The sequence below is a fragment of the Amycolatopsis deserti genome, from assembly GCF_014653945.1.
In the GTDB taxonomy this organism is placed as follows: Bacteria; Actinomycetota; Actinomycetes; order Mycobacteriales; family Pseudonocardiaceae; genus Amycolatopsis_E; species Amycolatopsis_E deserti.
The window spans coordinates 134,003-159,585 of sequence record NZ_BNAU01000013.1 but is presented as its reverse complement, the minus strand read 5'-3'; the positions used below and the strand labels follow the sequence as shown (position 1 = coordinate 159,585).

The following is a 25,583-nucleotide window of genomic DNA, read 5'->3' as shown; positions in this document are numbered from 1 at the left end:
TACGGTGGGGACATACCGACTGGTCGGTATAGCTATCTGGACAAGGAGGCCCAGTGACCCAGCAGGACCTGCCCGGACTCGACCTCGCGCGGCTGCGGGACTACCTGGACGAGCACTCCCCCGGGCTCGTCCAGGGCCCGCTCACCGGTGACGTGGTGCAGGGCGGCCGGTCGAACCTGACCTACATCGTCGGCGACGGCACGAGCCGCTGGGTGGTGCGCCGGCCCCCGCTCGGGCACGTCCTGCCCACCGCGCACGACATGGCCCGCGAGCACCGCGTGATCAGCGCGCTCGCGGACACGCCCGTGCCGGTGCCGCGGACGATCACGCTGTGCCAGGACACCGAGGTGCTCGGCGCGCCGTTCTACGTGATGGAGTTCGTGCCGGGCACCCCCTACCGCGCGGCCGAGGAGCTGGAGGCGCTCGGCGAGCAGCGCACCCGGGCGATCGCCGAATCGCTGATGGACACCCTGGTCGACCTGCACGCGGTGGACCCGGCCGCGGTCGGGCTCGCCGACTTCGGCCGCCCGGAGGGGTTCCTGGAACGGCAGGTGCGCCGCTGGAAGAAGCAGCTGGACGCCTCGCGCAGCCGGGACCTGCCCGGCGTGGACGACCTGCACGACCAGCTGGCCCGCGCCATCCCGGCGTCCGGGCCGGCGGCCATCGTGCACGGCGACTACCGGCTGGACAACGTCCTGGTCGACGAGACCGACCGCATCACCGCGGTGCTGGACTGGGAGATGTCCACCCTCGGCGACCCGCTGACCGACCTGGCCCTGCTGGTGGCCTACGCCGAGCGCGGCAAGGTCAACCTGGAGATCGTCTCCAACGTCAGCACCGCGCCGGGCTACCCGGGCACCGACGAGATGATCGCGCGTTACGCGGCCCGCTCCGGCCGGGACGTCTCCGCGCTGGACTGGTACGTCGGGTTCGCGTTCTTCAAGCTCGCGGTGATCCTGGAAGGCATCTACTACCGGTTCAGCCAGGGCCAGACCGTCGGCGCCGGCTTCGACCAGATCGGCGCCGCGGTGGTCCCGCTCGTCACCCTCGGACTCGACACCCTCAAGGACTGAACATGCATTTCGCGTTCGACGCCAAGACCGAGGAGCTGCGGGAACGGCTCCTCGAGTTCATGGACTCCCACATCTACCCCGCCGAGCCGGTCTACGAGGAGCAGCTGGCCGAGCGGGACAACGAATGGACCTTCCCGCCGGTCGTGGAAGACCTCAAGGCCGAGGCGCGCAAGCGCGGCCTGTGGAACTTCTTCCTCCCCGGCGAGCACGGCGCGGGACTGACGAACCTGCAGTACGCGCCGCTGGCCGAGATCACCGGCCGCAGCCCGCACCTGGCGCCGGTCGCGTTGAACTGCTCGGCGCCGGACACAGGCAACATGGAAGTGCTCGCGATGTTCGGCACCGAGCAGCAGCGCAAGCAGTGGCTGCAGCCGCTGCTGGACGGCGAGATCCGCTCGGCGTTCGCGATGACCGAGCCGGACGTGGCCTCCTCCGACGCCCGCAACATCGCCACCAGCATCCGCCGGGACGGCGACTCGTACGTGATCACCGGGCGCAAGTGGTACATCACCGGCGCGATGAACCCGAACTGCAAGATCTTCATCGTCATGGGCAAGACCGACCCGGACGCCGAGCCGCACTGCCAGCAGAGCCAGATCCTGGTGCCGCGGGACACTCCGGGTGTGCACGTCACACGCGGCATGCACGTCTTCGGCTACACCGACGGCTCGCACGGCGGGCACGCCGAGGTGGTCTTCGACGAGGCCCGGGTGCCCGCCGACAACCTGATCGGCGAGGAGGGCGACGGGTTCGCCATCGCCCAGGCGCGGCTGGGGCCGGGCCGGATCCACCACTGCATGCGCTCGATCGGCATCGCCGAGCGCGCCATCGAGATGATGTGCCGCCGCACGCTGAGCCGCTCGACCTTCGGCAAGCCGATCGCCGAGCAGGGCGTGGTGCAGGACTGGATCGCCGAGGCGCGGGTCAAGGTCGAGCAGCTGCGGCTGCTGGTGCTCAAGACCGCGTGGCTGATGGACACCGTCGGCAACCGCGGCGCGCACACCGAGATCCAGGCGATCAAGATCGCCACCCCGAAGACCGTCGAGTGGATCCTGGACAAGGCGATCCAGGCGCACGGTGCGGGCGGGCTGTCCCAAGACTTCCCGCTGGCGCAGATGTGGGCCGGGATCCGCACGCTCCGGTTCGCCGACGGACCGGACGAGGTCCACAAGCGCTCGCTCGCCCACCGCGAGCTGAAGAAGTACCGATCGGAGGCCCGATGAGCACGCTGACCGCCGACGACCTGCGCGCGCGGGTGGGCGAGTTGCTCGCCGCCCACCCGCCGGCGAGCACGGAGAGGCTGGAGTTCCTGCGAGCCCGGTTCGACGCCGGCCTGGCCTGGGTGCACTACCCGGAGGGCCTGGGCGGGCTGGGCGCGCCGCGCGAGCTGCAGAACGTCGTCGAAGCCGAGCTGGCCAAGGCCGGCGCGCCGGACAACAACCCGCGCCGGATCGGCATCGGGCTGGGCATGGCGGCGCCGACGATCCTGCGGTTCGGCACGGAGGAGCAGAAGAAGCGCTATCTGCGTCCACTGTGGACCGGCGAGGAGGTGTGGTGCCAGCTGTTCAGCGAGCCGGGCGCCGGATCGGACCTCGCCGCGCTGGGCACCCGCGCGGTGCGCGACGGGGACGAGTGGGTGGTCAACGGGCAGAAGGTGTGGACCTCGGTCGCGCACATCGCCCGGTTCGCGATCCTGGTCACCCGCACCGACCCGGACGTGCCCAAGCACCAGGGCATGACGTACTTCATCTGCGACATGACCGATCCCGGCGTCGAGGTGCGGCCGCTGCGGCAGCTGACCGGTGAGGCCGAGTTCAACGAGGTGTTCCTGTCCGGGGTGCGGATCCCGGACGCGAACCGGCTCGGCGCGGTTGGCGAGGGCTGGAAGGTCGCGCAGACCACGCTGATGAACGAGCGGGTGGCGATCGGCGGCAACGCGATCCCGCGCGAGGGCGGCCTGATCGGGATGGTGTCGCGCACCTGGCGGGAGCGGCCGGAGCTGCGCACGCCGGAGCTGCACGACCGGTTGCTTCGCCTCTGGGTCGAGGCGGAAGCGGCGCGTCTGGCGGGGACGCGGTTGCGTCAGCAGCTGGCCGTAGGTGCGCCGGGGCCGGAGGGTTCGGCGATGAAGCTGGCGTTCGCGAAGCTGCAGCAAGCGCTTACCGGGCTGGAGATCGAACTGTCCGGTGAGGACGGTCTGCGTTACGACGACTGGACGTTGCGCCGGCCGGAGAAGGTCGACATGCTCGGCCGCGGCCCCGGGTACCGCTACCTGCGGGCGAAGGGCAATTCGATCGAGGGCGGCACCTCCGAGGTGCTGCGCAACATCATCTCCGAACGCGTGCTCGGGCTGCCGTCCGAGCCGCGGGTGGACAAGGACGTCGCGTGGAAGGACCTGCCGCGGTGAGCGATCTGCTGTACTCCGAGGTCGAGGAGGACCTCCGGGCGAGTGTCCGCGACCTGCTGAGCGACCAGGCCGGGTTCACCTCGGTGCTGGCGCGGACCGAGAGCGCCGAGCCCTACGACCTGAAGTTGTGGCGGACGCTGGCGGTGGATCTGGGCCTGGCCGGGCTGGCGGTGCCGGAGTCGCTGGGCGGGCAGGGCGCGTCGTACCGCGAGGTGGCGGTCGTGCTGGAGGAGCTGGGCCGGTCGGTGGCGCCGGTGCCGTTCCTCGGCAGTGCCGTGCTGGCGACGGCCGCTTTGCAGGCCGCGGGTGACGCGGAGTTGTTGCCGCGCCTGGCGGCCGGTGAGGTGATCGGGGCGCTGGCGGTGCCGCTGACGTCCGCGCCGGACGCCGGGTTCCCGGGTGGTGTCTCGGCGAACACGGAGGGCGCGCTGAGCGGTGCGGTGCGGACGGTGGCCGATGCGTCGGTGGCGGACGTGCTGATCGTGCCGGCGGTGGGCCCGGACGGCCCGGGGCTGTACGCGGTGGAGAAGACCGCGGCGACGGTGACCGAGGTGGTGTCGCTCGACCTGACGCGCCGGCTGGCGGACGTGTCGTTCGACAACGCGTCGTCGCGGTTGCTGGCGTCGGGTTCGGACGCGGAGGCGGCGCTGCGGCAGGCGTTGCTGGCCGGGGCCGGGTTGCTGGCGTCGGAGCAGGTCGGGGTCGCGCAGTGGTGTCTGGATGAGACGGTGGCGTACCTGAAGCAGCGCTACCAGTTCGGGCGGCCGGTGGGTTCGTTCCAGGCGCTGAAGCACCGCTTGGCGGACCTGTACCTGGAGATCGTGTCGGCCCGCGCGACGGCTCGGTATGCCGCGGACACGCTGGCTACCGGTGATGCCGATGTGCCGGTCGCGGTGGCGGTCGCGCAGTCGACGTGCTCGGCGGTGGCGCTGCACGCCGCGGAGGAGGCGGTGCAGTTGCACGGTGGGATCGGGATGACGTGGGAGCACCCGGCGCACCTGTACCTGAAGCGCGCCAAGAGTGACGAGCTGGCGCTCGGCACGCCCGGGCGACACCGCGCCGCGCTGGCGGGGTTGGTGAACCTGCCACCGGCGTGAGGCGGGTTGCTGCTGCGGGTTTGCGGGAGGCCGGCGCGTGGGTGCGCCGGCCTCTCTTCTTTTGGCGTCGCGCAGGGACGGCGCGGCACGAGTGGACACCTGGCAGGCGCACGAGTGGACACCTCGCACGCGCGTGGGTGGGCACCTCGTGCCCGCACGACTGGACACCTCGCACCCACACGACTGGACACGTCACGCTGACACGGGCGCGCACCTCGCACGCACACCACTGGACCAACCGCGCCACCCCGCACCACAGGGACACCTCGCGCGACCACGAACGGTCATCTCATCGCCCCGCGAACGGGCGTCTCACCCCGCGCGTGCACGAGCGGTCATCTCATCGGCCCATGATCGGACATCTCGCCCCCGCGCGAAGGGACATCTCGTGGCCTCGCGTGCCGCGCATCTCAGCGCCGCGCGAATGGTCACCTCACACCCGCACGACCGGTCACCTCATGGCCGCGCGAAGCGTCACCTCGCACCCCACGACCGGTCACCTCGCACCCGCACGACCGGTCATCTCGTGCCAGCACCACTGGACCAACCACGCCCCACCAGCAGAAAACCAGCGCCACAACCCGTCAAGGCCGCAGCGAAGACACCAGCAGATCGGCGTAGTGCCGCCCGACTTCCTGCGCGCTCAGCCGCCCATCGCTGCGGTACCAGACCGCCAGGTGGTGCACCGAGCCGAAGAAGTAGTCCACCACGATGTCCGCGGGCTTGTCGGCGCGGAACACGCCCTCCCGCTGCCCTTCCTCGATCAGCGACCGGAACAGCACGTGGTACCGGCGCCGCTCGGCGCGCACCGCCTTGCGGTTCTCCGGGCTGAGCTGGTGCATGGACTGGAAGAAGATCGTGGTGTCGTCGAGGTTTTCGATGCTGCTCACCACGACGTCGGAAGCGGCGGCGTGCAGCCGCGCGGCCACCGGCTCGCCGCCCGCCACCACCTTCTCCAGCTGCTCGGTCTGCAGCCGCAGCACCCGGCCGTAGATCTCGTGCAGCAGGTCGTCCTTCGAGCCGAAGTAGTGGTACATCGCGCCCTTGGTGACCCCGGCCGCGGCCACGATCTCCTGCACCGAGGTCCGGTCGAACCCCCGCTCGGCGAACAACCGCGTCGCCGCCGAAAGCAGCCTCGCCGGCACCGGCTCCTCGGTCATCCGCACGTCCTCCCTCGACCGCCACAGCATACCCGCGCGCGGCGCATCACCCCTGGTCACACAGGCACATCCGGCACACCTCGGCGAACACGCGCACCGCTTCCCGGTCGTCGCCGGCCCGCCACACCACCGCCAGTTCACTCGGCGGCAACCCCGACACCGGGCGGCACACCACGTCCTCGCGCCGGTAGATCTCCGCGTTGCCCGCCGCCACGAGCACGATCCCGAGCCCGGCGGCCACCCCCTCGAACGCCTCCTCCGCCGTCGTCGCCTCCGTGGCGACCACCGCGGGCCGCGACCGCTGCGCCGCCCCCAGCCAGAAGTCCCGCGCCGGCCCGGCCGAAGCCGGCAGCGCGATCACCGGTTCGTCCACAAGCGACTCGAACGGCACCGTGTCCAGCCCGGCGAGCCGGTGCCCCGGAGGCATCGCCACCCAGCGCTCCTCGCTGCTGACGACCTTCCACTCGAGCACGTCCGGCACCGGCAGCCAGGCGACCGCGACATCGACCTCACCGCTGGCCAGCCCGACCGCCGGGTCGTCCCAGGGGATCTGCCGGAACAGCAGCCGCCACTCCGCCAGCACCTCCCGCAGGCGCGCCGTCGTGGCGGGGATGAGACCGCGGCCGATCTGCGTCTGGAACCCGACGCGGAGGGTGGTCCCGCCGGCCGCGACGGCGGCGCGGGCGTCCTCCCACATCGCGATGATGTCGCGCGCCCTGGGCAGCAGCGCCTGGCCGGCCGCGGTCAGGCGGACGGACCGGCGATCGCGCTCGAACAGCGTGACGCGCAGGGCCCGTTCGAGCTGCCGCACCTGCTTGCTCAACGCGGGCTGCGACACGAACAGCCGGTCGGCGGCGCGGGTGAAGCTGAGCTCCTCCGCGACCGCGACGAAGTACCGCAGGTCCTGGACCCGAGCGTCCATAACCCGAGGTTATTACAGGAGGTCTTGGACACCGGGACCGGCACCGGGCCAGGCTGGCCGCATGGAACTGGGAGTCTTCGGGCTGAGCGCCAAATCGACACTGGGCCCGGCCGAGACCGCGAAGCTGGCGGCACTGGCCGAGGAGCTGGGGTACACGTCGTGGTGGGCGGGCGAGCACGTGGTGCTGCCCAGCCCGCGCACGCCGGACAGCCCGATGGACGCCACCGACCCGATCCTCGACCCGCTGGTGCACCTGGCCTACGTGGCGGCGCTGACCGAGCGGCTCGAGCTGGGCACCGGGATCGTGATCCTGCCGCAGCGCAACCCGCTCGTGCTGGCGAAGCAGGTGGCGAGCCTGGACGTGCTCAGCGGCGGGCGCGTGGTGCTCGGGGTGGGCGCGGGTTACCTGGAGCCGGAGATGCGCGCGATCGGGGTGCCGATGGCCGGGCGCGGGCGCCGCACGGACGAGTACCTGGACGCGATGACCGCGCTGTGGACCTCGCCCGAGCCCGCCTTCGAGGGTGAGTTCGTGTCGTTCCGCGGGGTGGACGCGCATCCGCGGCCGGTGCGGCCGGGCGGGCCGCGGATCGTGGTGGGCGGGCACAGCCCGGCGGCGTACCGGCGGGCGGTGGCGCGGGGGCACGGCTGGTTCGGCAACGCCGCTTCGCCCGCCGATCTCGAGCCGCACCTGGCGGGTCTGCGCCGGGCCGCGCGGGAGGTGGAGCGCCCGGAGCGGCTGGGCGAGCTGGAGATCACGGTGATGCAGCTGCCGGGCCGCACGACGAAGGACGACGCGAAGCGGTACGCCGACCTTGGCGTGGACCGGCTGCTGATCTACCCGCTGCCGCTGGAGGACCCCGGCGAGGTGGCCGCGAGCCTGGAGGCGCACACCGACCTGGTCGACTGAGCGACGGCCGAGCCGCGGTGGCCGCTCGAAGCGGCGGGGGCCGGCCGGCGCGGCAGCGGCCCGGCGGTGCGACGGCGACCGGCGGGGGCGGGCCGAGCACCAGCGGCCAGCCGGAGCGCCAGCGGCCGGGCCGAGCGGAAGCGGCCGGGCCGAGCGGAAGCGGCCGGGCCGAGCGGAAGCGGCCGGGCCGAGCGGAAGCGGCCGGGCCGAGCGGAAGCGGCCAGCCGGAACGGCAGTGGCCGGGCCGAGCGGCAGTGGCCGGGCCGAGCGGAAGCGGCCAGGCAGAGCGGAAGCGACAACCAAGCGGCGGTGACCGGGCGTAGCGGCGGCAGCCAACCGGAGCGGATGTGAGCAGCCGCCCGGCAGCCGCCAGCCGGCGCGGCAGCGGCCCGGCGGTGCGACGGCGACCGGATGAGCGGCGGTGGCCCCCGCGGTGCGGCGGCCAGCCGGAGCGGCGGTGCCGGGCCGAGCGCCAGTGGCCGGGCCGAGCGCCCAGCAGCCAGCCGAGCGGCAGCGGCCAACCGAGCAGCAGCCAACCCAACAGCCGTGGCCGGGCGCACCGCCAGTGGCCCGGCCCAGCTGTGGTGGCCGCCCCAGGGTCGGCGCCTGCCCCGGGCCGTCGCCACCGAAGCGCGCCCCCGCTAACGGCGGCGTGGGCACCGCAGCCGCGCAACGAACCGCACCGGCGCGGGTGCCCGCCCGGCGGGCACCCGCGCCCCGGCCCCTCGGGCGGCGCTAGGTCCCCCGCCTACTCTGCCTGTGCCGCCTCCACCTTGCGCTGCAGCTTGTTCATCCCGCCCAGCCAGCGGTCCGTCTGCGTCGCGCGCGTCGCGTAGTACTCCGCTACCTCCGGGTGCGGCAGGATCAGGAACCGGTCGTCCGCGAAGGACTCCATCACCGCGTCCGCCACCTGCGCCGGTTCGATCGCCGACGCGCCCATGATCAGCTGCCCGCCGACGCCCGTCGCGGCGAGCATGTTCGTTCGGACTCCCTGCGGGCAGATCGCCTGGACCGTGATGCCCCGGTGCCGGTACGTCGCCGACAACCACTCCGCGAACGCCAGCGCCCCGTGCTTGGTCACCGAGTACGGCGCCGACCCGAGGCTGGTCAGCAGCCCCGCCGCGGAGACCGTCGCCAGGAACCGGCCCCGCCCGCGCTCCAGCCACCCGGGCAACAGCGCGTCAGCCGCCCGGACGTGGGCCATCACGTTGACGTCCCACGCCCGCGCCCACACCTCCTCGGGCGCCTCCGGCCCGCCGTGCGGCGCGATCCCCGCGTTGGCGCAGAACAGGTCGATCGCGCCCAGCTCCTCAGTCGCCCGCGCGATCAGCGCCGCGACCCCCTCGACCCCGGCCGCGTCACCGGCGACCGCGACCCCGCCGACCTCCGCGGCCACCGCCTCCGCGGCCGGCCCGTCCAGGTCCGCCACCACGATCCGCGCCCCCTCGGCCGCGAACCGCCGGGCCAGCGCCGCCCCGATCCCGCCGCCACCGCCGGTGATGACAACGCGAGCTCCGTTCAGCTCGAAGCTCACAGCCCGCCTCCCAGCGTCACGCCGCCGTCGAGCACCACGGTCTGCCCGGTGATCCACCCGGCCTCGTCGGAGAGCAGGAACGCGACCGCGCCCGCGATGTCCTCCGGCACGCCGAGCCGCTTCATCGGGTACGCGGCGGACACCTCCTCCTCGCGCCCCTCGTACAGCGCGGTGGCGAACTTGGTCTTCACCACGGCCGGCGCCACCGCGTTGACCCGGATCTTCGGGCCCAGCTCGACCGCCAGCTCCTGCGTCATCCGGATCACCGCGGCCTTGCTCACGCCGTACATGCCGATCCCGGGCGAGGCGCGCAGGCCGGCGATCGAGGCGACGTTCACAACCGAGCCGCCGTGCTCGCCCATCCACGCGTCACGCGCCTGACGCAGCCAGGCCAGCGGCGCCAGCACGTTCACGGCGAGGATCTTCGCCGCGGCGTCGCGGTCGATGTCGATCATCGGGCCGTACACCGGGTTGATGCCGGTGTTGTTGACCAGCATGTCCAGCCGCCCGAACGTCTCCACCGCCTTGGCGACGGCCTCCTCCTGGTGCGCCGGGTCGTCGGCCTTGCCGGGCACCGCGATCGCGACCCCCGGCCCGCCCAGCTCGTTCACCGCGTCGGCCAGCGGCTCCGGCTTGCGGGCGGTGATGCACACCCGCGCGCCGCGCTGCACCAGCTCACGGGCGATGCCGAGGCCGATGCCCCGGCTCGCCCCGGTGACGATCGCGACGCGGTCCTTGAACGAGTTCACCATCGGGCTCCTGTCTCCTGTCCACCATGACTAAGCGCTCGCTTACAATGAGAACGGCCGGACCGCCGTGTCAAGTCTCCCGCCAGGCGGTTCCCGACTGGGAGGATTCCGCCATGACCATCTCGCTGTCCGCCGAACTGTGGCCGGACGTGCAGCCGGACGCGGCGCGGCGGCTGATGCTGGCCGGAGTCGAGTCCTTCGCCCGCCGCGGCTACCACGCGACCACGACCCGCGACATCGCCGGCGCGGCCGGGATGAGCCCCGCGGCGCTGTACGTGCACTTCCCGTCCAAGGCCGCGCTGCTGTTCGCCATCAGCAAGAGCGGGCACCAGCAGACGCTCGACCTGGTCGAGGACGTCGCCAAGCGCGCCGACGACCCGAAGGAGCGGATGCGCAGCATCGTCGCCGATTTCGTCGCCTGGCACGCCCGCCGGCACACCGTGGCGCGCGTCGTGCAGTACGAGCTGCAGGCGCTGCCCGAGCAGGAGTACCAGGTGGTGGCCGACCTGCGGCGCCGCATCGAGCACCTGGTCCGGGGCGTCATCGAGGAGGGCGTGACGCAGGGCCAGTTCGTGGTCGCCGACGTCAAGACCGCCGCGCGAGCGGTCCTGTCGCTCGGCGTCGACGTGGCGCGCTGGTACACCGAGCGCACCGGCAAGACACCCAAGGCGCTCGGCCGCGAGTACGCGGATCTCGCGCTGCGCATGCTCGGCGCGCAGCCCTGACAGCGACGGTGCCACGACGCTCACCGTACCTCACATACTAAGCGGTCGGTAACCTCGCGACGGCGTGATCGACGCTACCGTCACGGCATGAGCGAAATCCGCCCGTTCTCCCTCGCGATCCCGCAGTCCCAGCTCGACGACCTGCACGCCCGCATCGACCTGACCCGCTGGCCGGACGAGCTGCCGGGGGTCGGCTGGAGCTACGGCATCCCGCTCGGCTACGTCCAGGAGCTGACCCGGTACTGGCGCACGAGCTACGACTGGCGCGTGCACGAGCGGCGGCTCAACGAGCTGGGCCAGTTCACCACCGAGATCGACGGGCAGCGCATCTACTTCCTGCACGTCCGCGCGGCGGAGGAGGACGCGCTGCCGCTGATCCTCACGCACGGCTGGCCCGGCTCGGTGGTGGAGTTCCTGCCGGTGATCGAGGCGCTGTCGGCGCGGCACCACCTGGTCATCCCGGCCATCCCCGGCTACGGCTTCTCCGGCCCGACCACCGGCACCGGCTGGGACGTGCCGCGCATCGCCCGCGCGTTCGCCGAGCTGATGCGCCGCCTCGGCTACGACCGCTACGGCGCGCAGGGCGGCGACTGGGGTTCGGCGATCTCCCGGCAGCTCGGGCTCGACGACGCCGCGCACGTCGCCGGGGTGCACGTCAACATGCTCGGCACCGCCCCGTCCGGGAACCCGGCCGAGCTGGACGAGCTGTCCCTGGCGGACAAGGAGCGGCTCGGCCGGATCGAGCGGTACCAGCGCGAGCTGTCCGGCTACATGAAACAGCAGTCCACGCGCCCGCAGACCCTGGCCTACGCGTTGACCGACTCCCCCGTCGGCCAGCTCGCCTGGATCGTGGAGAAGTTCCAGGAGTGGACCGATTCCGGCGACACCCCGGAGGACGCCGTCGACCGGGACCTGATGCTCACCAACGTGATGATCTACTGGCTGACCGGCACCGCGGGCTCGTCGGCGCGGCTGTACTACGAATCGGCCCGCAGCTGGGGCAGGCAGCCCGGGCTGGACGTGCCGATGGGGGTGGCGGTGTTCCCGCACGACATCGTGCTGCCGGTGCGCCGCCTGGCCGAGCGGGACAACAACATCGTGCACTGGTCGGAGTTCGACCGGGGCGGGCACTTCGCCGCGATGGAGGAGCCGGATCTGTTCGCCGCGGACGTCCTGGAGTTCTTCGGATCGCTCTAGAGTGGGGCGCATGCTTAAACCCGATCCCGGCCGGCTGCTCGCCGTCGCCCGTGAAGAGGCCCTGCTCGGCAAGTCCGAGGGCGGCGTGCCGATCGGCGCCGCGCTGTTCACTGTGGACGGTGAGCTGCTCGGCCGGGGTCACAACCGGCGGGTGCAGGACGGCGACCCGTCGATGCACGCCGAGACGGCGGCCTTCCGCAACGCGGGCAGGCGGCCGCACTACCGCGACACCGTGATGGTCACCACACTGTCCCCCTGCTGGTATTGCAGCGGTCTGGTGCGGCAGTTCAGCATCTCCCACGTGGTGATCGGCGAGGCCCGCACGTTCTCCGGTGGCCACGACTGGCTTGCCGGGCTGGGCGTCGGCATCACCATCCTCGACGACCCCGCGTGTGTCGCGCTGATGACGGAGTTCATCGAAGAGCGCCCGGATCTGTGGTTCGAGGACATCGGGGTCGAAACTTCCTGAGGAGCTGCCATGTCACCGTCCGTTCCGCTGATCGACCTGACGACTTGGTTCGACGGCACCGGCCGTGAACGGGTGGCCGCCGAGGTGGACCGCGCGCTGCGGGAGTCCGGTTTCCTGCTGATCACCGGGCACGGCGTACCGGACGAGCTGCGCGCGCGGGTGCGCTCGCGGGCGCGGGAGTTCTTCGCGCTGCCCGCCGAGGTGAAGCGGCGGTACGCGGTGACGGTCGGCGGGCGCGGCTGGCTGCCGCCGGGGGTGGAGGCCAACGGCTACGCCGAGGGCACCGAGACCCCGCCGGACCTCAAGGAGTCCTACTCGGTCGGCGCGGACGCCGCGGTCGGTGTGCCGGAGGTCGACGAGTTCTGGTTCCAGCCCAACGTGTGGCCGTCGGAGGTCCCGGAGTTCGCGGCCGCGTCACGCGAGTACATGGCGCGGATGCGGGAGCTCTCGGACGAGCTGCTGACGGTGTTCGCGGCGGCGCTCGGCCTGGCGCCGGACCACTTCACCCGGCACACCGGGCATCCGACGTACACGTTCAACATCAACTGGTACCCGGCGCTGAACCGGGTCGGCGCGCCGGAGCCGGGGCAGTTCCGGATCGGGCCGCACACCGACTTCGGCACGGTGACGGTGCTGGACCGGCAGGCCGGGGTGGGCGGGCTGCAGGTCTGCACCAGCGACGGCGAGTGGCTGGACGCGCCGTATGAGCCGGCGGCGTTCACGGTGAACATCGGGGACCTGATGGCGCGCTGGACGGGCGACCGCTGGCGCTCGACGCGGCACCGGGTGCTGCCGCCCTCGGCCGAGGCGCCGGAGGAGGACCTGGTGTCGCTCATCTTCTTCTACGAGACCGACCACGACGCGCGGATCACCTCGCTGGCGCCGCCGCTGGGCCGCACCGCGTATCCGGAGGTCGTGGCGTCGGAGTACCTGCGCGGGAAACTCGACGCGATCACCGTGGCCCCCTGACCCCGGCGGCGCTGACCGCACCGGGGCCAGGGGGCACGACGGCGTCAGTTGCGGCCGTACTCCCCGCCGCAGTCACAGCAGTTGCCGCAGTTGCAGTTGCCCGGTGTCTCCATGGTGTTCCTTTCCTCGGATGGGGGTTCGCCCTCCGGGTCGCCGACCGGCCCGGGGAAGTTCCGCGGTTCACCCGATGGTGCAACATCAACGCAACATCGGGTGCCTACGGTGCAGCCATGGTGACCAGGGCAGGGCGGAAAACAGGCGAATACGGCGAAAAAGTCGTCGCGGTCGAACCGGGCGGTGTCGAGCCGGTGGCGGCGGCCGACCGGCACGGCAGGCCGCGGCAGCTGTTCTGGACGTGGGCCTCGCCGAACCTGGAGTTCGCCACGATCTTCGTCGGCGTGCTGGCGGTGTCGGCGTTCGGGCTGAGCTTTTCGCAGGCGGTGATCGCAGTGGCGATCGGCAACGGGCTGGGCGCGGTGTCGCACGGCGTGCTGTCCGCGCGCGGGCCGCGGTTCGGGGTGCCGCAGATGGTGGTGAGCCGCCTGGCGTTCGGCTACCGCGGCAACGCGGTGCCGGCGGCGCTGATGTCGGTGACGGCGGGGATCGGCTGGTTCGCGGTCAACAGCGTCAGCGGGGCGTTCGCGCTCGGCACGCTGACCGGGATGCCGGCGCTGCTGTGCCTGGTGATCGTGGTGGTGGCGCAGATCGGGCTGGCGTTCTTCGGGCACAACCTGGTGCAGGCCTACGAGCGCTGGATCTTCGGGGTGCTGGCGGTGGTGTTCGCGATCGGGGCGGTGGTCACGTTCGCGCAGGCGTCGCCGGGTGCGGTCGCCGGAACCGGTGGGGTGGGCGGGTTCCTGCTGACCGTCGGCGCGGCGTTCGGGTACACGGCGGGCTGGAACCCCTACGCCGCGGACTACACGCGCTACCTGCCGGAGTCGGTGAGCGGCCGCGCGGTCGGCTGGGCCGCCGGCGGGGGCCTGTTCGTGGCGACGACGGTGCTGATGGCGACGGGCGCCGCGTCGGCGACCCTGGGCGGCGGGGACGGCAGTCCGACGGCGGCGTTCACCGGGCACATGCCGGGCTGGTTGTCCGCGCTGACGCTGCTGGCGATCGCGCTCGGGGCGGTGGCCGCGAACGCGCTGAACGTCTACTCCGGAGCGCTCGCGTTCCTCACCCTCGGCGTGGACTTGCCGCTCGCGTGGCGGCGGGCGCTGGTGGCGCTCGCGTTCGGCGCCGTCGGGTTCGTGCTGGCGTGGCTCGGGCTCGCCGACGCGGGGACGGCGTACGAGCACTTCCTGCTGGTGATCGCGTACTGGGTGAGCCCGTGGCTGGGGGTGGTGTTCGCCGACCAGCTGATGCGGCGCGGGCAGGCCGGGCTGGACCGCCTGCTGTCCGACACCGGGCGGTGGGGGCGGCCGGGACTGGTGGCGTTCCTGGTCGCGGCGGTGGCGTCGATCGCGTTGTTCGCGAACCAGACGCTGTACGCGGGGCCGGTGCCGCGGGCGGTGCCGGAGGTGGGCGATGTGACGTGTTTCGTCGGGTTCGGCCTGGCCGCGGGACTGTACGCGGTAGTAGGCCGCCGCTGGGTACGTCGCTGATTCTCACCAGCGGTCCCAGTGCAGCACCTCGCCGCGGTCGATGCGGGGCGCGGGGCGGAAGTCGGTGCCGAGCGTGAAGGCCAGCGGGATCAGCGCGGCGAGCATGACCTCGTCGTGAGGCACGCCGAGGGTGGCGGCGAGCTCCTTCTCCAGCGGCGCGTGCGCGGTGGTCCAGACCGTGCCGAGGCCGCGGTTGCGTGCCGCGAGCATGAAACTCCACACGGCAGGCAGGATCGAACCCCACGTCATCGCCTGGTCCAGCACCGGCGCGTGGTCGGTGCGGCCCTCGACGGCGGGGATCACGAACGCCGGCACGCGGTGGATGTTGTCGTAGAGGTACTGGGCGCCCTCGCCGATGCGCCGCATCGAGCCGGGGTGGGCCGCCATGCGGCGCAGGTCCTTCTCGGTCAGCGGGCGGCCGCTCGCCAGCTGCACGGCGCGCCGGAAGATCCCGGCGACCGCGGCGCGCTGGGTTTTGCCGGTGACGACCAGGAAGTGCCAGCGCTGGCGGTTGCGCCCGGTCGGGGCCTGGGTGGCGAGGTCGACGCACTCCTCGATGAGGCGCCGCGGGACGGGCCGGGCGAAGTCGAGGCGCTTGCGCACGGCGCGGGTGGTGGACAGGACCTCGTCGGCGGTCAGGTCGAGCGTCATGATGTCTCCGCAAATCGTCTGTGGACAGATCATTTGCGACCATACGGTTTCGATTGATCTGCTGTCAAACAATTGGCGAACAGACGATTCGTGGTAGGGTCCACGGTATGGCGGCCAGGTCAGAAGAGTCCTACTTCCCGCGGCTCGCGGCGGAACGGCTGGACATCGCACTGTGCCGGGCGAGCACGTCGGTGGCCCGGGCGGCGGAGAAGGCCGCGGGTGAGCAGGGGCTGGGAGTCGGGCAGCACCTGGTGCTGAAGATGCTCGCGGCGGTGGGGCCGTGTTCGCAGCAGGTGCTCAGCGAGGAGCTGCGGATCGACCGCAGCGTGATGGTCGGCATCGCGGACGACCTGGAGAAGGCGGGCTACGTCCGCCGGGAACGGGACCCGCGGGACCGGCGGGCGTACGCGGTCACGATCAGCGCCGCCGGCCGGAAGGCGCTGGAGAAGGCCGAGGCGGCGACGCCGGATTTCCTGGACCGCACGTTCGCAGCGCTTTCCGCCGCGGAGCGTGATCAGCTCGCGACGCTGCTCGGGAAGCTGCTGACCGCGGAGTGAGGCCCGCGCCGATCAGGCGACCGGCGCGGGCTCGAGCTGGTGGATCAGGCCACGTGGCCGACGGCCGGCGCGAGGACGGCCTGCCCGGCCTCGGTCAGGACGGCGGGCACCAGGCGCTCCCCGCTCTCGCCGTCCGGGCGGATGTAGCCGCCGTGGGCGAGGGCGTGCGCGGCCATCTGGTCGCAGCAGGCGACTCCGTCGATGAAAAGGTCCGGCTCGACGCTCGACGACATCACGGCGCGGCCCTGGGCCACCGCTCGCAACATCGCCATCGCACGATGGGACAGCTCTTCACCTGTACCGGACACCGGGATCTACCCCCTTGCCTCATCACCTGCTGTTGCCTCTGTTATCGCACACTGGTCCATTAGTGTTAACGACCGGTCCCCCGACACGCCGTCAGCCACCCACCGAGGTGACCTCCGGCTCGGGCAGGGCGGGGCCCAGCACCCGGGCCCACTGGCGGATGATCCGGCGCCGCCGGGTGGTGTCGTCGGCGAGCAGGTTCGCCAGGCCGAGCCCGCGAGCCAGGTCGAGGGTCGACTGGACCAGCTCCCGCACCCCGGGCTGAGCCTCGTCGACCCCGAGCAGGTCGACGGCCAGCCGGTGCGCCTCCCGCCCGACCTTCGCCTGCAGCGGGACCAGCACGGTGCGCAACGACTCGTCACTGGAGGCCGCCACCCACAGGTGCAGCGCGGCGCGGAACATGGGGCCGGTGTAGAGGTTGAGCAGCATGTCGACGACCGGCTCGATGCGGGACCGGCCGGCGGGCAGCCCCTCGGCGCCGCGGCGCATCTCGGCGATCTGCACTTCGCCGACGTACTCGACCGCGGCCGTGACCAGGTCCTCCCGGGTCGGGAAGTGGTGCTGGGCGGCCCCGCGCGAGACCCCGGCGCGCTGCGCGATCAACGCGACCGTGGTGCCGGCCCACCCGACCTCGCCGATGCAGTCCACGGCTGCCTCGATGAGCTTGCGGCGGGTGGTCCGGCTGCGCTCCTGGCGGGGCTCCGGCACGGGTCTTCCTCCTAGTAGGACTTCGGCAGGCCCAGGGAGTGCTGGGCGACGAAGTTGAGCACCATCTCGCGGCTGACCGGGGCGATCCGGCCCACCCGGACGGCCGCGAGCAGCGTGCCCAGCCCGTACTCCGACGCCATGCCGTTGCCGCCGTGGGTCTGGATCGCCTGGTCGACCGCCTTGATGGCGACCTCCGCGCCAGCGTACTTGGCCATGTTCGCGGCCTCGCCCGCCCCGAAGTCGTCGCCCGAGTCGTACAGCGCGGCGGCCTTCTGGGTCATCAGCTTGGCCAGCTCCAGCTCGATCTTGACCTGCGCCAGCGGGTGCGCGATGCCCTGGTGGGTGCCGATCGGCGCGCCCCACACGCTGCGCTCCTTCGCGTACGCCACGCCCTTGTCCAGCGCGTACCGGGCGATGCCGATGGAGAACGACGCGCCCATGATCCGCTCCGGGTTGAGCCCGGCGAACAGCTGCGCCAGCGCCGCGTCCTCGGACCCGACGAGCGCCTCGGCCGGCAGCCGGACGTCGTCGAGGAACAGGCCGAACTGCTTGTCGGCCGAGACCAGGTCCATCTCGATCTGCCGGTACTCGAACCCGGGCGTGTTCGTGGGCACGATGAACAGCGCGGGCTTGAGCTTGCCGGTCTTCGCGTCCTCGGTGCGGCCGACCACCAGCACCGCGTCGGCCTCGTCCACGCCGGAGATGAACACCTTGCGCCCGTTGAGGATCCAGTCGGCACCGTCGCGTTTGGCCGTCGTGGTGAGACGGTGCGAATTGGACCCCGCGTCCGGCTCGGTGATGGCGAAGGACATCCGCACCTCGCCGGTGGCGAACCGCGGCAGCCACGAGCGCTTCTGCTCCTCGGTGCCGTAGCGCGCGATGACCGTGGCGCAGATCGCCGGGGACACCACCATCAGCAGCATCGGCGTGCCGGCCGCGCAGAACTCCTCGCACACCGCGGCCAGGTCGCCGATCCCGGCGCCGCCCCCGCCGTACTCCTCGGGCACCGACACGCCGAGGTAGCCCAGCCGCCCGGCCTCGTTCCACAGGTCGCTGGTGTGGCCGCCGCTGCGCGCGACCTTGACGTAGTACTCGTGCCCGTAGCCGCGTGCCAGGTCGCCGACCGCCTTGCGCAGCGCGATCCGCTCTTCGGATTCGACGAAGTTCATGCTTGCTCCTTGGGGGTGACGACGGCGAGGACGGCGCCCGGTTCGACCTGCCGGCCCACCGACACGGGCAGTTCGGTGACCTCACCGTCGGCGGGCGCGGTGATCCGGTGTTCCATCTTCATGGCTTCCAGCCACAGCAGCGGGTCACCGGCGGACACGGTGTCCCCGACCGCGACGGCGATCCGCAGCACGGTGCCGGGCATCGGCGCGACCAGCGAGCCCGCGGCGAGCGCGGCCTCCGGGTCGGTGAACCGCGGCACCGGAACCAGGTCGACGGCCCCGAGCGCGGAGTCCACGCACACCAGCCCCGGGTACCGGCCGACGGTGAACACGCGCCGGACCCCGTCGACGTCCAGCACCACGCGTTCCGGCGTGGCCTCGGCGACCTCCGCGCCGTCGACCCGCAGGCCCGGCCGGTACTCGACCTCCACCTCGGTGCCCCCGGCGAGGTAACGCTTGCGCAGCGGCGCGGAGGTCACGTTGCGCCATCCAGCGGGCAGCCGGCCCAGCGTTCGCGCCGACGCCCGGTTGGCCGCGGCTTCGGCGAGCGCCGCCGCCGTGGCCGACAGCCGCACCGCGGCGGCGTCCGCGAGGGGGCGAGACAGGACGTCCAGCCCGTGCCGGTCCAGGAACGCGGTGTCGGTGCGCCCGGCCAGGAACTCCTCGTGCCGCAGCACGTTGACCAGCAGGTCGCGGTTGGTGCGCAGGCCGTGGATCCGGGCCCCGGCCAGGGCGCGGGCGAGCCGCCAGGCCGCCTCCGCCCGGGTCGGCGCCCACGCGATCACCTTGGCGAGCATCGGGTCGTAGTGCACGCCGACCACCGAGCCGTCCACCACGCCCGCGTCCAGCCGCAGACCGGCCTCACCACCCAGGGCGAACTCCCTGTCCACGCCCGGGATCTCGAACCGGTGCAGCGTCCCGCTCTGCGGCTGCCACCCGGCGGCCGGATCCTCGGCATACAGTCGTACCTCGATGGCGTGCCCGCGCGACTGGGGCGGCTCGGCCGGCAGCCGCTCCCCCTCGGCGATCCGGATCTGCAGCGCGACCAGGTCCAGGCCGGTGACGCATTCGGTGACCGGGTGCTCGACCTGCAGGCGCGTGTTCATCTCCAGGAAGTAGAAGCGCCCGTCCTCGGTGGCGAGGAACTCGACCGTGCCCGCGCCGACGTAGTCGATCGCCTTCGCGGCCTTGCGCGCCGCGTCGAACAGTTCGGCGCGCATCGCGTCGTCGACCAGTGGTGAGGGCGCTTCCTCGACGACCTTCTGGTGCCGCCGCTGGATCGAACACTCCCGCTCCCCCAGCGCCCACACCGTGCCGTGGGTGTCGGCGAGCACCTGGACCTCGATGTGCCGCCCGGTCTCCAGGTACCGCTCACAGAAGACGGTCGGATCGCCGAACGCCGAGGCCGCCTCCGCGCTCGCGCTCTCCACGGCTTCGGCCAGCTCGTCCAGGGACCGCACGATCCGCATGCCGCGGCCGCCACCACCGGCGGAAGCCTTGACCAGCACCGGTAGATCGGCCTCGGTCACCGCCGTCGGGTCCAGTTCGGACAGCACCGGCACCCCGGCGGCGTCCATCAGCCGCTTGGACTCCACTTTGGAGCCCATGGTCTCGATCGCGGACGGGGGCGGGCCGATCCAGGTGAGCCCGGCGTCGAGCACCGCCCGGGCGAACCCGGCGTTCTCGGACAGGAACCCGTAGCCGGGGTGGACGGCGTCCGCACCGGCCGAGCGTGCGGCCTCGACCAGCAGGTCGGCGCGCAGGTAGGTCTCGGACGGGGTGTTGCCGGGCAGCCGGACCGCCGCGTCCGCCTCCGCGACGTGCGGGGCCCCGGCGTCAGCGTCGGAGAACACGGCCGTGCGGGCGATGCCCAGGGCCGAGCAGGTGCGGAACACGCGGCGGGCGATCTCACCGCGGTTGGCGACCAGAACGTTGTCGATCACGTCACTCACATCCGGAAGACGCCGAAGCCCTCGGCGCCCCTGATCGGTCCATTGTGGATGGCGGACAGGCACAGCCCGAGCACCGTGCGGGTGTCGCGCGGGTCGATGATGCCGTCGTCGTAGAGCATGCCGGACAGGAACATCGGCAGCGATTCGGCCTCGATCTGCTGCTCGACCATGGCGCGCATCGCGGCGTCGGCGTCCTCGTCGTAGGGCTGACCGCGCCCGGCGGCGGCCTGGCGGGCGACGATCGACAGCACACCGGCCAGCTGCGCCGGCCCCATCACCGCGGACTTGGCGCTGGGCCAGGCGAACAGGAACCGCGGCCCGTACGCCCGCCCGCACATGCCGTAGTGCCCGGCGCCGTAGGAGGCGCCCATCAGCACCGACAGGTGCGGGACCTTCGAGTTGGACACCGCGTTGATCATCATCGCGCCGTGCTTGATGATGCCGCCCTGCTCGTACTCCTTGCCGACCATGTAGCCGGTGGTGTTGTGCAGGAACAGCAGCGGCGTGTCGGTCTGGTTCGCCAGCTGGATGAACTGGGTGGCCTTCTGCGACTCCTCGCTGAACAGCACGCCCTGGGCGTTGGCGAGGATCCCGATCGGGTAGCCGTGCAGGTTCGCCCAGCCGGTCACCAGACTGGTGCCGTAGAGCGGTTTGAACTCGTCGAAGTCGGAGCCGTCGACGATCCGGCCGATCACCTCGCGCGGGTCGAATGGGATCTTCAGGTCGGTCGGCACGATGCCGAGCAGGTCCTGGGCGTCCAGCACCGGCTCGGCGTAGTCCGGTTTCGGGGACGGCCCCTGCTTGTGCCAGTTCAGCCGCTTGACGATGCTGCGGCCGATGCGGATGGCGTCCTGCTCGTCGTGCGCGAGGTAATCGGCCAGGCCCGAGGTGCGCGCGTGCATCTCCGCGCCGCCCAGCGACTCGTCGTCGGACTCCTCGCCGGTCGCCATCTTGACCAGCGGCGGGCCGCCCAGGAACACCTTCGCGCGTTCCTTCACCATCACCACGTAGTCGGACATGCCGGGCAGGTAGGCGCCGCCGGCGGTGGAGTTGCCGAACACCAGCGCGATGGTCGGGATCCGCGCGGCCGAGGAGGTGGTCAGGTTGCGGAACGTCCGCCCGCCCGGGATGAAGATCTCCTTCTGGGTGGGCAGGTCCGCACCGCCGGACTCGACCAGGTTGATCGTGGGCAGCCGGTTCTCCGCCGCGATCTCCGCCGCCCGCAGGCCCTTCTTCAGGCTGGACGGGTTGCTCGCGCCGCCCTTCACCGTCGGGTCGTTGGCGACGATCATGCACTCGACGCCCTCGACCACGCCGATGCCGGTGACCACGCTGCCACCGACGTGGTAGTCGGTGCCCCACGCGGCCAGCGGCGACAGCTCCAGGAACGGCGAGTCCTCGTCGATGAGCAGCTCGATCCGCTCCCGGGCGAGCAGCTTGCCGCGTTTGCGGTGGCGTTCGACGTACTTCTCGCCGCCGCCCGCGATCGCCTTCGCGTGCTCGGCCGCCAGCTCGGCGAGTTTGGCCTCCATCGCCTCCCGGTTGGCCGCGAACTCCGCGCTCCCTGTGTCCACTCCGGACCGGATCACGCTCAAGCCGTGTACCCCAATCTCTTCGCCGCGAGACCCGCCAGGATCTCGTTGGTGCCGCCGCCGATGCCGAGGATGCGGACATCGCGGTAGTGCCGTTCCACTTCGGACTCGCGCAGGTAGCCGAGGCCGCCGTGCAGCTGGACCGCTTCGTTGACCACCCACTCGGCCGTCTCGACCGCGGTGTTCTTCGCGAAGCACGCCTCGGCGATGACTTCTTCCCCGGCCACGAACCGCTGCGCGACGTGTCGCGTGTAGACGCGAGCGAGGTCGATCCGCCGGGCCATCTCCACCAGCTTGTGCTGCACCAGCTGGCGGGAGATCAGCGGGCGGCCGAACGTCTCACGCAGCCGGCACCACTGCAGGGTGAGGTCCAGCGCGCGCTGGGCGGTCGCGTAGCCCTGCACCGCGAGGGAGAGCCGTTCGGTGACGAAGTGGGTGGCGATCTGGATGAACCCGGTGTTCTCCTCGCCCACCAGGTTCTTCGCCGGCACCCTGGCGTCGGCGAAGGACAGCTCGGCGGTGTCCGAGCAGTGCCAGCCCATCTTCTCCAGCTTGCGGCTGACCGTGAACCCGGGCGTGCCCTTCTCGATCACCAGCAGGGACACGCCGTGGGCGCCCGGGCCGCCGGTGCGCACGGCCGTCGTGACGAAGTCGGCACGCGTGCCCGAGGTGATGTAGGTCTTGGCGCCGTTGACGACGTAGTGGTCGCCCTCCCGCCGGGCCGTGGTGCGGATCCCGGCGACGTCGGAGCCGCCGTCCGGCTCGGTGATCGCCAGCGACCCGATCAGCCGGCCCTCGATGGTCGGCCGCACCCAGCGTTCGATCTGCCCGGGATCACCCGCGGTCACGATGTGCGGCACCGCGATGCCGTTGGTGAACAGCGACGCGATCAGCCCGCCCGAGCCGCCCGCGTACAGGATTTCCTCGGTGACGGTCATCGCGTCCAGGAAGTCGCCGCCCCCGCCGCCGGCGCTCTCCGGGAACGACACCCCGAGCAGGCCGATCTCCCCGGCCTTGCGGTGCAGCTCGCGCGGCAGCTCACCGGCGCGCTCCCAGTCGTCCAGGTGCGGCAGCACCTCGGCCTCGACGAACCGGCGCACGGTCTTGCGCAGCGCGGTCCGCTCGGGCGTGGCGAACGGGTCGGTCACAGCAGCACCTCCGGGATGTCGGCGTGACGGGCACGCAGCCACTCGCCGAACGCCTTGGCCTGCGGGTCGAACCGGGCCTGCGACGCGACACCCTGCCCGAGCAGGCCCTCCACGACGAAGTTCAGCGCACGCAGGTTGGGCAGCGCGTACCGGCGGACGGTGAGGCTCGCGGTCTCCGGCAGCAGCCGCTGGAACTCCTCGACGGTGAGGTAGTGCGCGAGCCAGCGCCACGCTTCGTCTGACCGGGCCCACACGCCGAGGTTGGCGTCGCCGCCCTTGTCGCCGCTGCGAGCGCCGAGGATGGTGCCCAGCGGCACGCGCCGCGTCGGACCGTCCGGCAACGGTTGCGGCAGCTCCGGCTCGTCCACTTCGGACAAGGGCAGGGTGTCGATCGCGGGCGCGATGTCCACCCGGGACCCGTCCGGCAGCACGGCCACGTGCGGGACTTCGGCAGCGTCCACAAAGGCCGCGGTGTAGACGCCGTACGGCGAGGCGTCCGAGGGTGGCGCGGTGACGTGGAAACCGGGGTAGCTCGCCAGGGCCAGTTCGATCGCCGCGCCGCTGAACGCGCGCCCGGCGACCTTCGGGTCGGGGTCCTTGACCGCGCAGTGCAGCAGGGCGCTGGCGCGCTGCTCGGTGTCGGCGTCTTCATGGTCGGTGCGGGCCAGGATCCAGCGGATCTCGGCCGGGGGCCGGTCCTTGAGCGCGCCCTCCAGCTGGTCGCGGACCAGGGTCGCCTTGGCATCGATGTCCAGTCCGGTCAGCACGAACGTGGTCTCGTTGCGGAAGCCGCCGAGGGTGTTCAGGCACACCTTGAGCGTCGGGGGTGGCGGCTCGCCGCGGGTGCCGGAGATCCGCACCCGGTCGGGGCCGTCCTCGGTGAGCGTCATCGTGTCGAACCGGGCGGTGACGTCCGGCCCGGCGTAACGCGCACCGGCGATCTCGTACAGCAGCTGGGCGGTGACGGTGCCGGCGGTCACCGCTCCCCCGGTGCCCGGGTGCTTGGTGATCACGCTGGTGCCGTCGGCGGCGATCTCCGCGATCGGGAAGCCCGGGGTGCCGGTGTCGTGCTCGGTGAAGAACGCGTAGTTCCCGCCGGTGGCCTGGGCGCCGCATTCGATGACGTGCCCGGCGGCCACCGCGCCGGCGAGGGCGTCGTAGTCGTCGCGGGCCCACCCGAAGTGCGCGGCGGCCGGGCCGACGACCAGCGAGGCGTCGGTGACGCGCCCGGTGACGACCACGTCCGCACCGCGTTCCAGGCACGCGGCGATGCCCCAGGCGCCGAGGTAGGCGTTGGCGGTCAACGGTTTCCCGAGTCCCAGTTCGTCCACCCGGGACAGCAGGTCGTCACCTTCGACGTGGGCGACGGCGATGTCCACGCCCAACCGTTGGGCGATCTCGCGGATCGCCGCGGCCAGCCCGGCCGGGTTGAGCCCGCCCGCGTTGGTGACGATCTTCACCCCGTTTTCCTTCGCCAGCGCGAGGTTCTCCTCCATCTGGCGCAGGAAGGTCTTGGCGTAGCCGCGGGTGGCGTCCTTGAGCCGGTCGCGGCCGAGGATCAGCATGGTCAGCTCGGCGAGGTAGTCGCCGGTCAGCACGTCCAGCGGGCCGCCGGTGAGCATCTCGCGCACGGCGGAGAACCGGTCGCCGTAGAAGCCGGAGGCGTTGCCGATGCGCAGCACGTCGGTCATGCGAACTGCCCCGCCTTCCGGCCGGAACCAGGCGGGCCGGCGAACGCCTGCGCGATCTCCAGCCACTTCTCGGCGTCCGGACCGGCGGCCACGACGTCGGTGTCGGCCGGGTGCCGCCGCTGCGTGACGATCAAGCAGAACCCGAGCGCGGACCCGGTGACCCGCTGGGCGGCGTCCTCGGGACCGAACGTCCACTCTGTGCCGTCCACTCCGGACAGTTCGACGCGGAATTCCTCAGCGGGCGGGGCGAGTCCGTGCACCGAGAACGCGAAGTTGCGGGTGCGCACTCCGAACCGCGCGATCTGCCAGAGCCGGCGCGTCGGCTCGCGCCGCAGCCCGAGCGCGTCGTAGACGTCCTGCGCGTGCGCCCACGTTTCCATCAGCCGCGCGGTCGCCATCGACGCGGCGCTCATCGGCGGCCCGTACCACGGCAGCTTCTGACCGTCCGGCACCCGCGCCAGCTCGGTCGCCAGCTCCTCCCGCCCGGACCGCCACAGCGCGAGCAGTTCGTCGCGCGGCTTTCCCGCCAGCTCCCGCGCACCCTGGTCGACGAAGTCCTCTCCGGCGGCCAAGGCCCGCTGGACTTCGGCCGGGAACTCGTCGGGGGTGCGCACCGCGATCAGCGCCTTGGCGTCGGTCCACGCCAGGTGCGCGATCTGGTGCGCGATCGTCCAGCCCTCCGCCGGGGTCGGGGCCGACCACTCGGCCTCGTTCACCAGGTCGTCCAGTTCCCGGCTCTCGTCGGCCAGGTCCCGCAGGATCGGTTCGGGGTCCGCCACGCCATCCGCCTCCTCGCGCACGCTTGCTGCCGAGCGTGGCACCCCGGAGCAGAAAAATCAAGCACGCTTGATTGTTTTACCTAGCACGCCACGCCGACACGCCCGCATCTTGGGGTCACTGGACAGATCGACCCCAAGATGTAGTCTTCGATCACCGGCAGGGCCCGACGCCAGGGGAAGCGAGCGCGGGCCCGTCCGGTACGAGTCGTGCCCACCCCAG

General features: G+C 72.1%; 24 protein-coding genes. 11 read left to right on the top strand and 13 right to left on the bottom strand.

What is annotated here, in order from left to right; genetic code table 11:
* The first annotated feature begins 53 nt into the window (after positions 1-53).
* From IE290_RS36445 to IE290_RS36430, 4 genes are read left to right on the top strand one after another with little or no spacing between them, the layout of a single operon-like run.
* A complete protein-coding gene (locus IE290_RS36445; protein ID WP_191249312.1) occupies positions 54-1,073 on the top strand; it encodes a phosphotransferase family protein in 1,020 nt (339 codons plus the stop codon).
* A gap of 2 nt (positions 1,074-1,075) precedes the next feature.
* Positions 1,076-2,296, top strand: coding sequence for an acyl-CoA dehydrogenase family protein (locus IE290_RS36440; protein WP_191249311.1), 1,221 nt, complete (start codon positions 1,076-1,078; stop codon positions 2,294-2,296).
* Complete coding sequence (locus tag IE290_RS36435; protein ID WP_191249310.1) at positions 2,293-3,480, top strand: acyl-CoA dehydrogenase family protein; 1,188 nt, start codon at positions 2,293-2,295, stop codon at positions 3,478-3,480. The genes IE290_RS36440 and IE290_RS36435 overlap by 4 nt, the downstream gene beginning before the upstream one ends.
* Positions 3,477-4,577 carry an acyl-CoA dehydrogenase family protein gene (locus IE290_RS36430; RefSeq protein ID WP_191249309.1) on the top strand — a complete coding sequence of 367 codons (1,101 nt, stop codon included), beginning with the start codon at positions 3,477-3,479 and terminating at the stop codon, positions 4,575-4,577. Before IE290_RS36435 ends, IE290_RS36430 begins: the two co-directional genes overlap by 4 nt.
* A 584-nt stretch (positions 4,578-5,161) precedes the next feature.
* On the opposite strand, the gene IE290_RS36425 is transcribed toward IE290_RS36430, so the two are convergent.
* A complete protein-coding gene (locus IE290_RS36425; RefSeq protein WP_229874920.1) occupies positions 5,162-5,737 on the bottom strand; it encodes a TetR/AcrR family transcriptional regulator in 576 nt (191 codons plus the stop codon).
* A 46-nt stretch (positions 5,738-5,783) separates the two neighbouring features.
* Positions 5,784-6,659: a LysR family transcriptional regulator gene (locus IE290_RS36420; protein WP_191249308.1), complete on the bottom strand. Its 876-nt coding sequence runs from the start codon at positions 6,657-6,659 to the stop codon at positions 5,784-5,786.
* 61 nt (positions 6,660-6,720) lie between these two features.
* Between IE290_RS36420 and IE290_RS36415 the strand changes: the two genes are divergently transcribed.
* Positions 6,721-7,566: an LLM class F420-dependent oxidoreductase gene (locus tag IE290_RS36415; RefSeq protein ID WP_191249307.1), complete on the top strand. Its 846-nt coding sequence runs from the start codon at positions 6,721-6,723 to the stop codon at positions 7,564-7,566.
* Positions 7,567-8,314: 748 nt separating this feature from the next.
* Here the strand turns inward: IE290_RS36415 and IE290_RS36410 are convergent.
* Positions 8,315-9,100, bottom strand: coding sequence for an SDR family oxidoreductase (locus IE290_RS36410; protein ID WP_191249306.1), 786 nt, complete (start codon positions 9,098-9,100; stop codon positions 8,315-8,317).
* On the bottom strand, positions 9,097-9,852 hold the full coding sequence (locus tag IE290_RS36405; RefSeq protein ID WP_191249305.1) for an SDR family oxidoreductase: 756 nt from the start codon (positions 9,850-9,852) through the stop codon (positions 9,097-9,099). Before IE290_RS36405 ends, IE290_RS36410 begins: the two co-directional genes overlap by 4 nt.
* 110 nt (positions 9,853-9,962) lie before the next feature.
* On the opposite strand from IE290_RS36405, the gene IE290_RS36400 reads away from it, so the two are divergent.
* From IE290_RS36400 to IE290_RS36380, 5 genes are all read left to right on the top strand, one after another.
* Positions 9,963-10,574, top strand: a complete 612-nt coding sequence (locus IE290_RS36400; protein ID WP_191249304.1) for a TetR/AcrR family transcriptional regulator — start codon at positions 9,963-9,965, stop codon at positions 10,572-10,574.
* An 87-nt stretch (positions 10,575-10,661) separates the two neighbouring features.
* The gene (locus IE290_RS36395) at positions 10,662-11,771 is read left to right on the top strand and encodes an epoxide hydrolase family protein (RefSeq protein WP_191249303.1); all 1,110 of its coding nucleotides are present in this window, start codon (positions 10,662-10,664) and stop codon (positions 11,769-11,771) included.
* Between the two features lie 10 nt (positions 11,772-11,781).
* Positions 11,782-12,240 carry a nucleoside deaminase gene (locus IE290_RS36390; protein ID WP_191249302.1) on the top strand — a complete coding sequence of 153 codons (459 nt, stop codon included), beginning with the start codon at positions 11,782-11,784 and terminating at the stop codon, positions 12,238-12,240.
* Positions 12,241-12,249: 9 nt separating this feature from the next.
* Positions 12,250-13,209 carry an isopenicillin N synthase family dioxygenase gene (locus IE290_RS36385; protein ID WP_191249301.1) on the top strand — a complete coding sequence of 320 codons (960 nt, stop codon included), beginning with the start codon at positions 12,250-12,252 and terminating at the stop codon, positions 13,207-13,209.
* 230 nt (positions 13,210-13,439) lie between these two features.
* Positions 13,440-14,810, top strand: coding sequence for a purine-cytosine permease family protein (locus IE290_RS36380; RefSeq protein WP_191249300.1), 1,371 nt, complete (start codon positions 13,440-13,442; stop codon positions 14,808-14,810).
* Positions 14,811-14,813: 3 nt separating this feature from the next.
* Here IE290_RS36380 and IE290_RS36375 read toward each other — a convergent pair whose 3' ends face one another.
* Complete coding sequence (locus IE290_RS36375; RefSeq protein WP_191249299.1) at positions 14,814-15,461, bottom strand: nitroreductase family protein; 648 nt, start codon at positions 15,459-15,461, stop codon at positions 14,814-14,816.
* Positions 15,462-15,568: 107 nt separating this feature from the next.
* Here IE290_RS36375 and IE290_RS36370 point away from each other — a divergent pair, with 107 nt between their 5' ends.
* On the top strand, positions 15,569-16,018 hold the full coding sequence (locus tag IE290_RS36370; RefSeq protein ID WP_191249298.1) for a MarR family winged helix-turn-helix transcriptional regulator: 450 nt from the start codon (positions 15,569-15,571) through the stop codon (positions 16,016-16,018).
* A 44-nt stretch (positions 16,019-16,062) separates the two neighbouring features.
* On the opposite strand, the gene IE290_RS36365 is transcribed toward IE290_RS36370, so the two are convergent.
* The 8 genes from IE290_RS36365 to IE290_RS36330 form a co-directional block, all read right to left on the bottom strand.
* Positions 16,063-16,290, bottom strand: a complete 228-nt coding sequence (locus IE290_RS36365; protein WP_191249297.1) for a hypothetical protein — start codon at positions 16,288-16,290, stop codon at positions 16,063-16,065.
* A gap of 127 nt (positions 16,291-16,417) precedes the next feature.
* Positions 16,418-17,032 carry a TetR/AcrR family transcriptional regulator gene (locus tag IE290_RS36360; protein ID WP_191249296.1) on the bottom strand — a complete coding sequence of 205 codons (615 nt, stop codon included), beginning with the start codon at positions 17,030-17,032 and terminating at the stop codon, positions 16,418-16,420.
* 11 nt (positions 17,033-17,043) lie between these two features.
* Positions 17,044-18,201 (bottom strand): acyl-CoA dehydrogenase family protein, encoded by a 1,158-nt coding sequence (locus tag IE290_RS36355; RefSeq protein WP_094007673.1) that lies wholly within the window; start codon positions 18,199-18,201, stop codon positions 17,044-17,046.
* A complete protein-coding gene (locus IE290_RS36350) occupies positions 18,198-20,144 on the bottom strand; it encodes an ATP-binding protein (protein WP_191249295.1) in 1,947 nt (648 codons plus the stop codon). Before IE290_RS36350 ends, IE290_RS36355 begins: the two co-directional genes overlap by 4 nt.
* A gap of 5 nt (positions 20,145-20,149) precedes the next feature.
* Positions 20,150-21,748, bottom strand: coding sequence for an acyl-CoA carboxylase subunit beta (locus IE290_RS36345; RefSeq protein WP_191249294.1), 1,599 nt, complete (start codon positions 21,746-21,748; stop codon positions 20,150-20,152).
* Positions 21,745-22,893: an acyl-CoA dehydrogenase family protein gene (locus tag IE290_RS36340; RefSeq protein WP_191249292.1), complete on the bottom strand. Its 1,149-nt coding sequence runs from the start codon at positions 22,891-22,893 to the stop codon at positions 21,745-21,747. The genes IE290_RS36345 and IE290_RS36340 overlap by 4 nt, the downstream gene beginning before the upstream one ends.
* Positions 22,890-24,584 carry an acyclic terpene utilization AtuA family protein gene (locus tag IE290_RS36335; protein WP_191249290.1) on the bottom strand — a complete coding sequence of 565 codons (1,695 nt, stop codon included), beginning with the start codon at positions 24,582-24,584 and terminating at the stop codon, positions 22,890-22,892. The genes IE290_RS36340 and IE290_RS36335 overlap by 4 nt, the downstream gene beginning before the upstream one ends.
* Positions 24,581-25,363 carry a TIGR03084 family metal-binding protein gene (locus tag IE290_RS36330; RefSeq protein WP_191249288.1) on the bottom strand — a complete coding sequence of 261 codons (783 nt, stop codon included), beginning with the start codon at positions 25,361-25,363 and terminating at the stop codon, positions 24,581-24,583. Before IE290_RS36330 ends, IE290_RS36335 begins: the two co-directional genes overlap by 4 nt.
* Positions 25,364-25,583 lie beyond the last annotated feature (220 nt).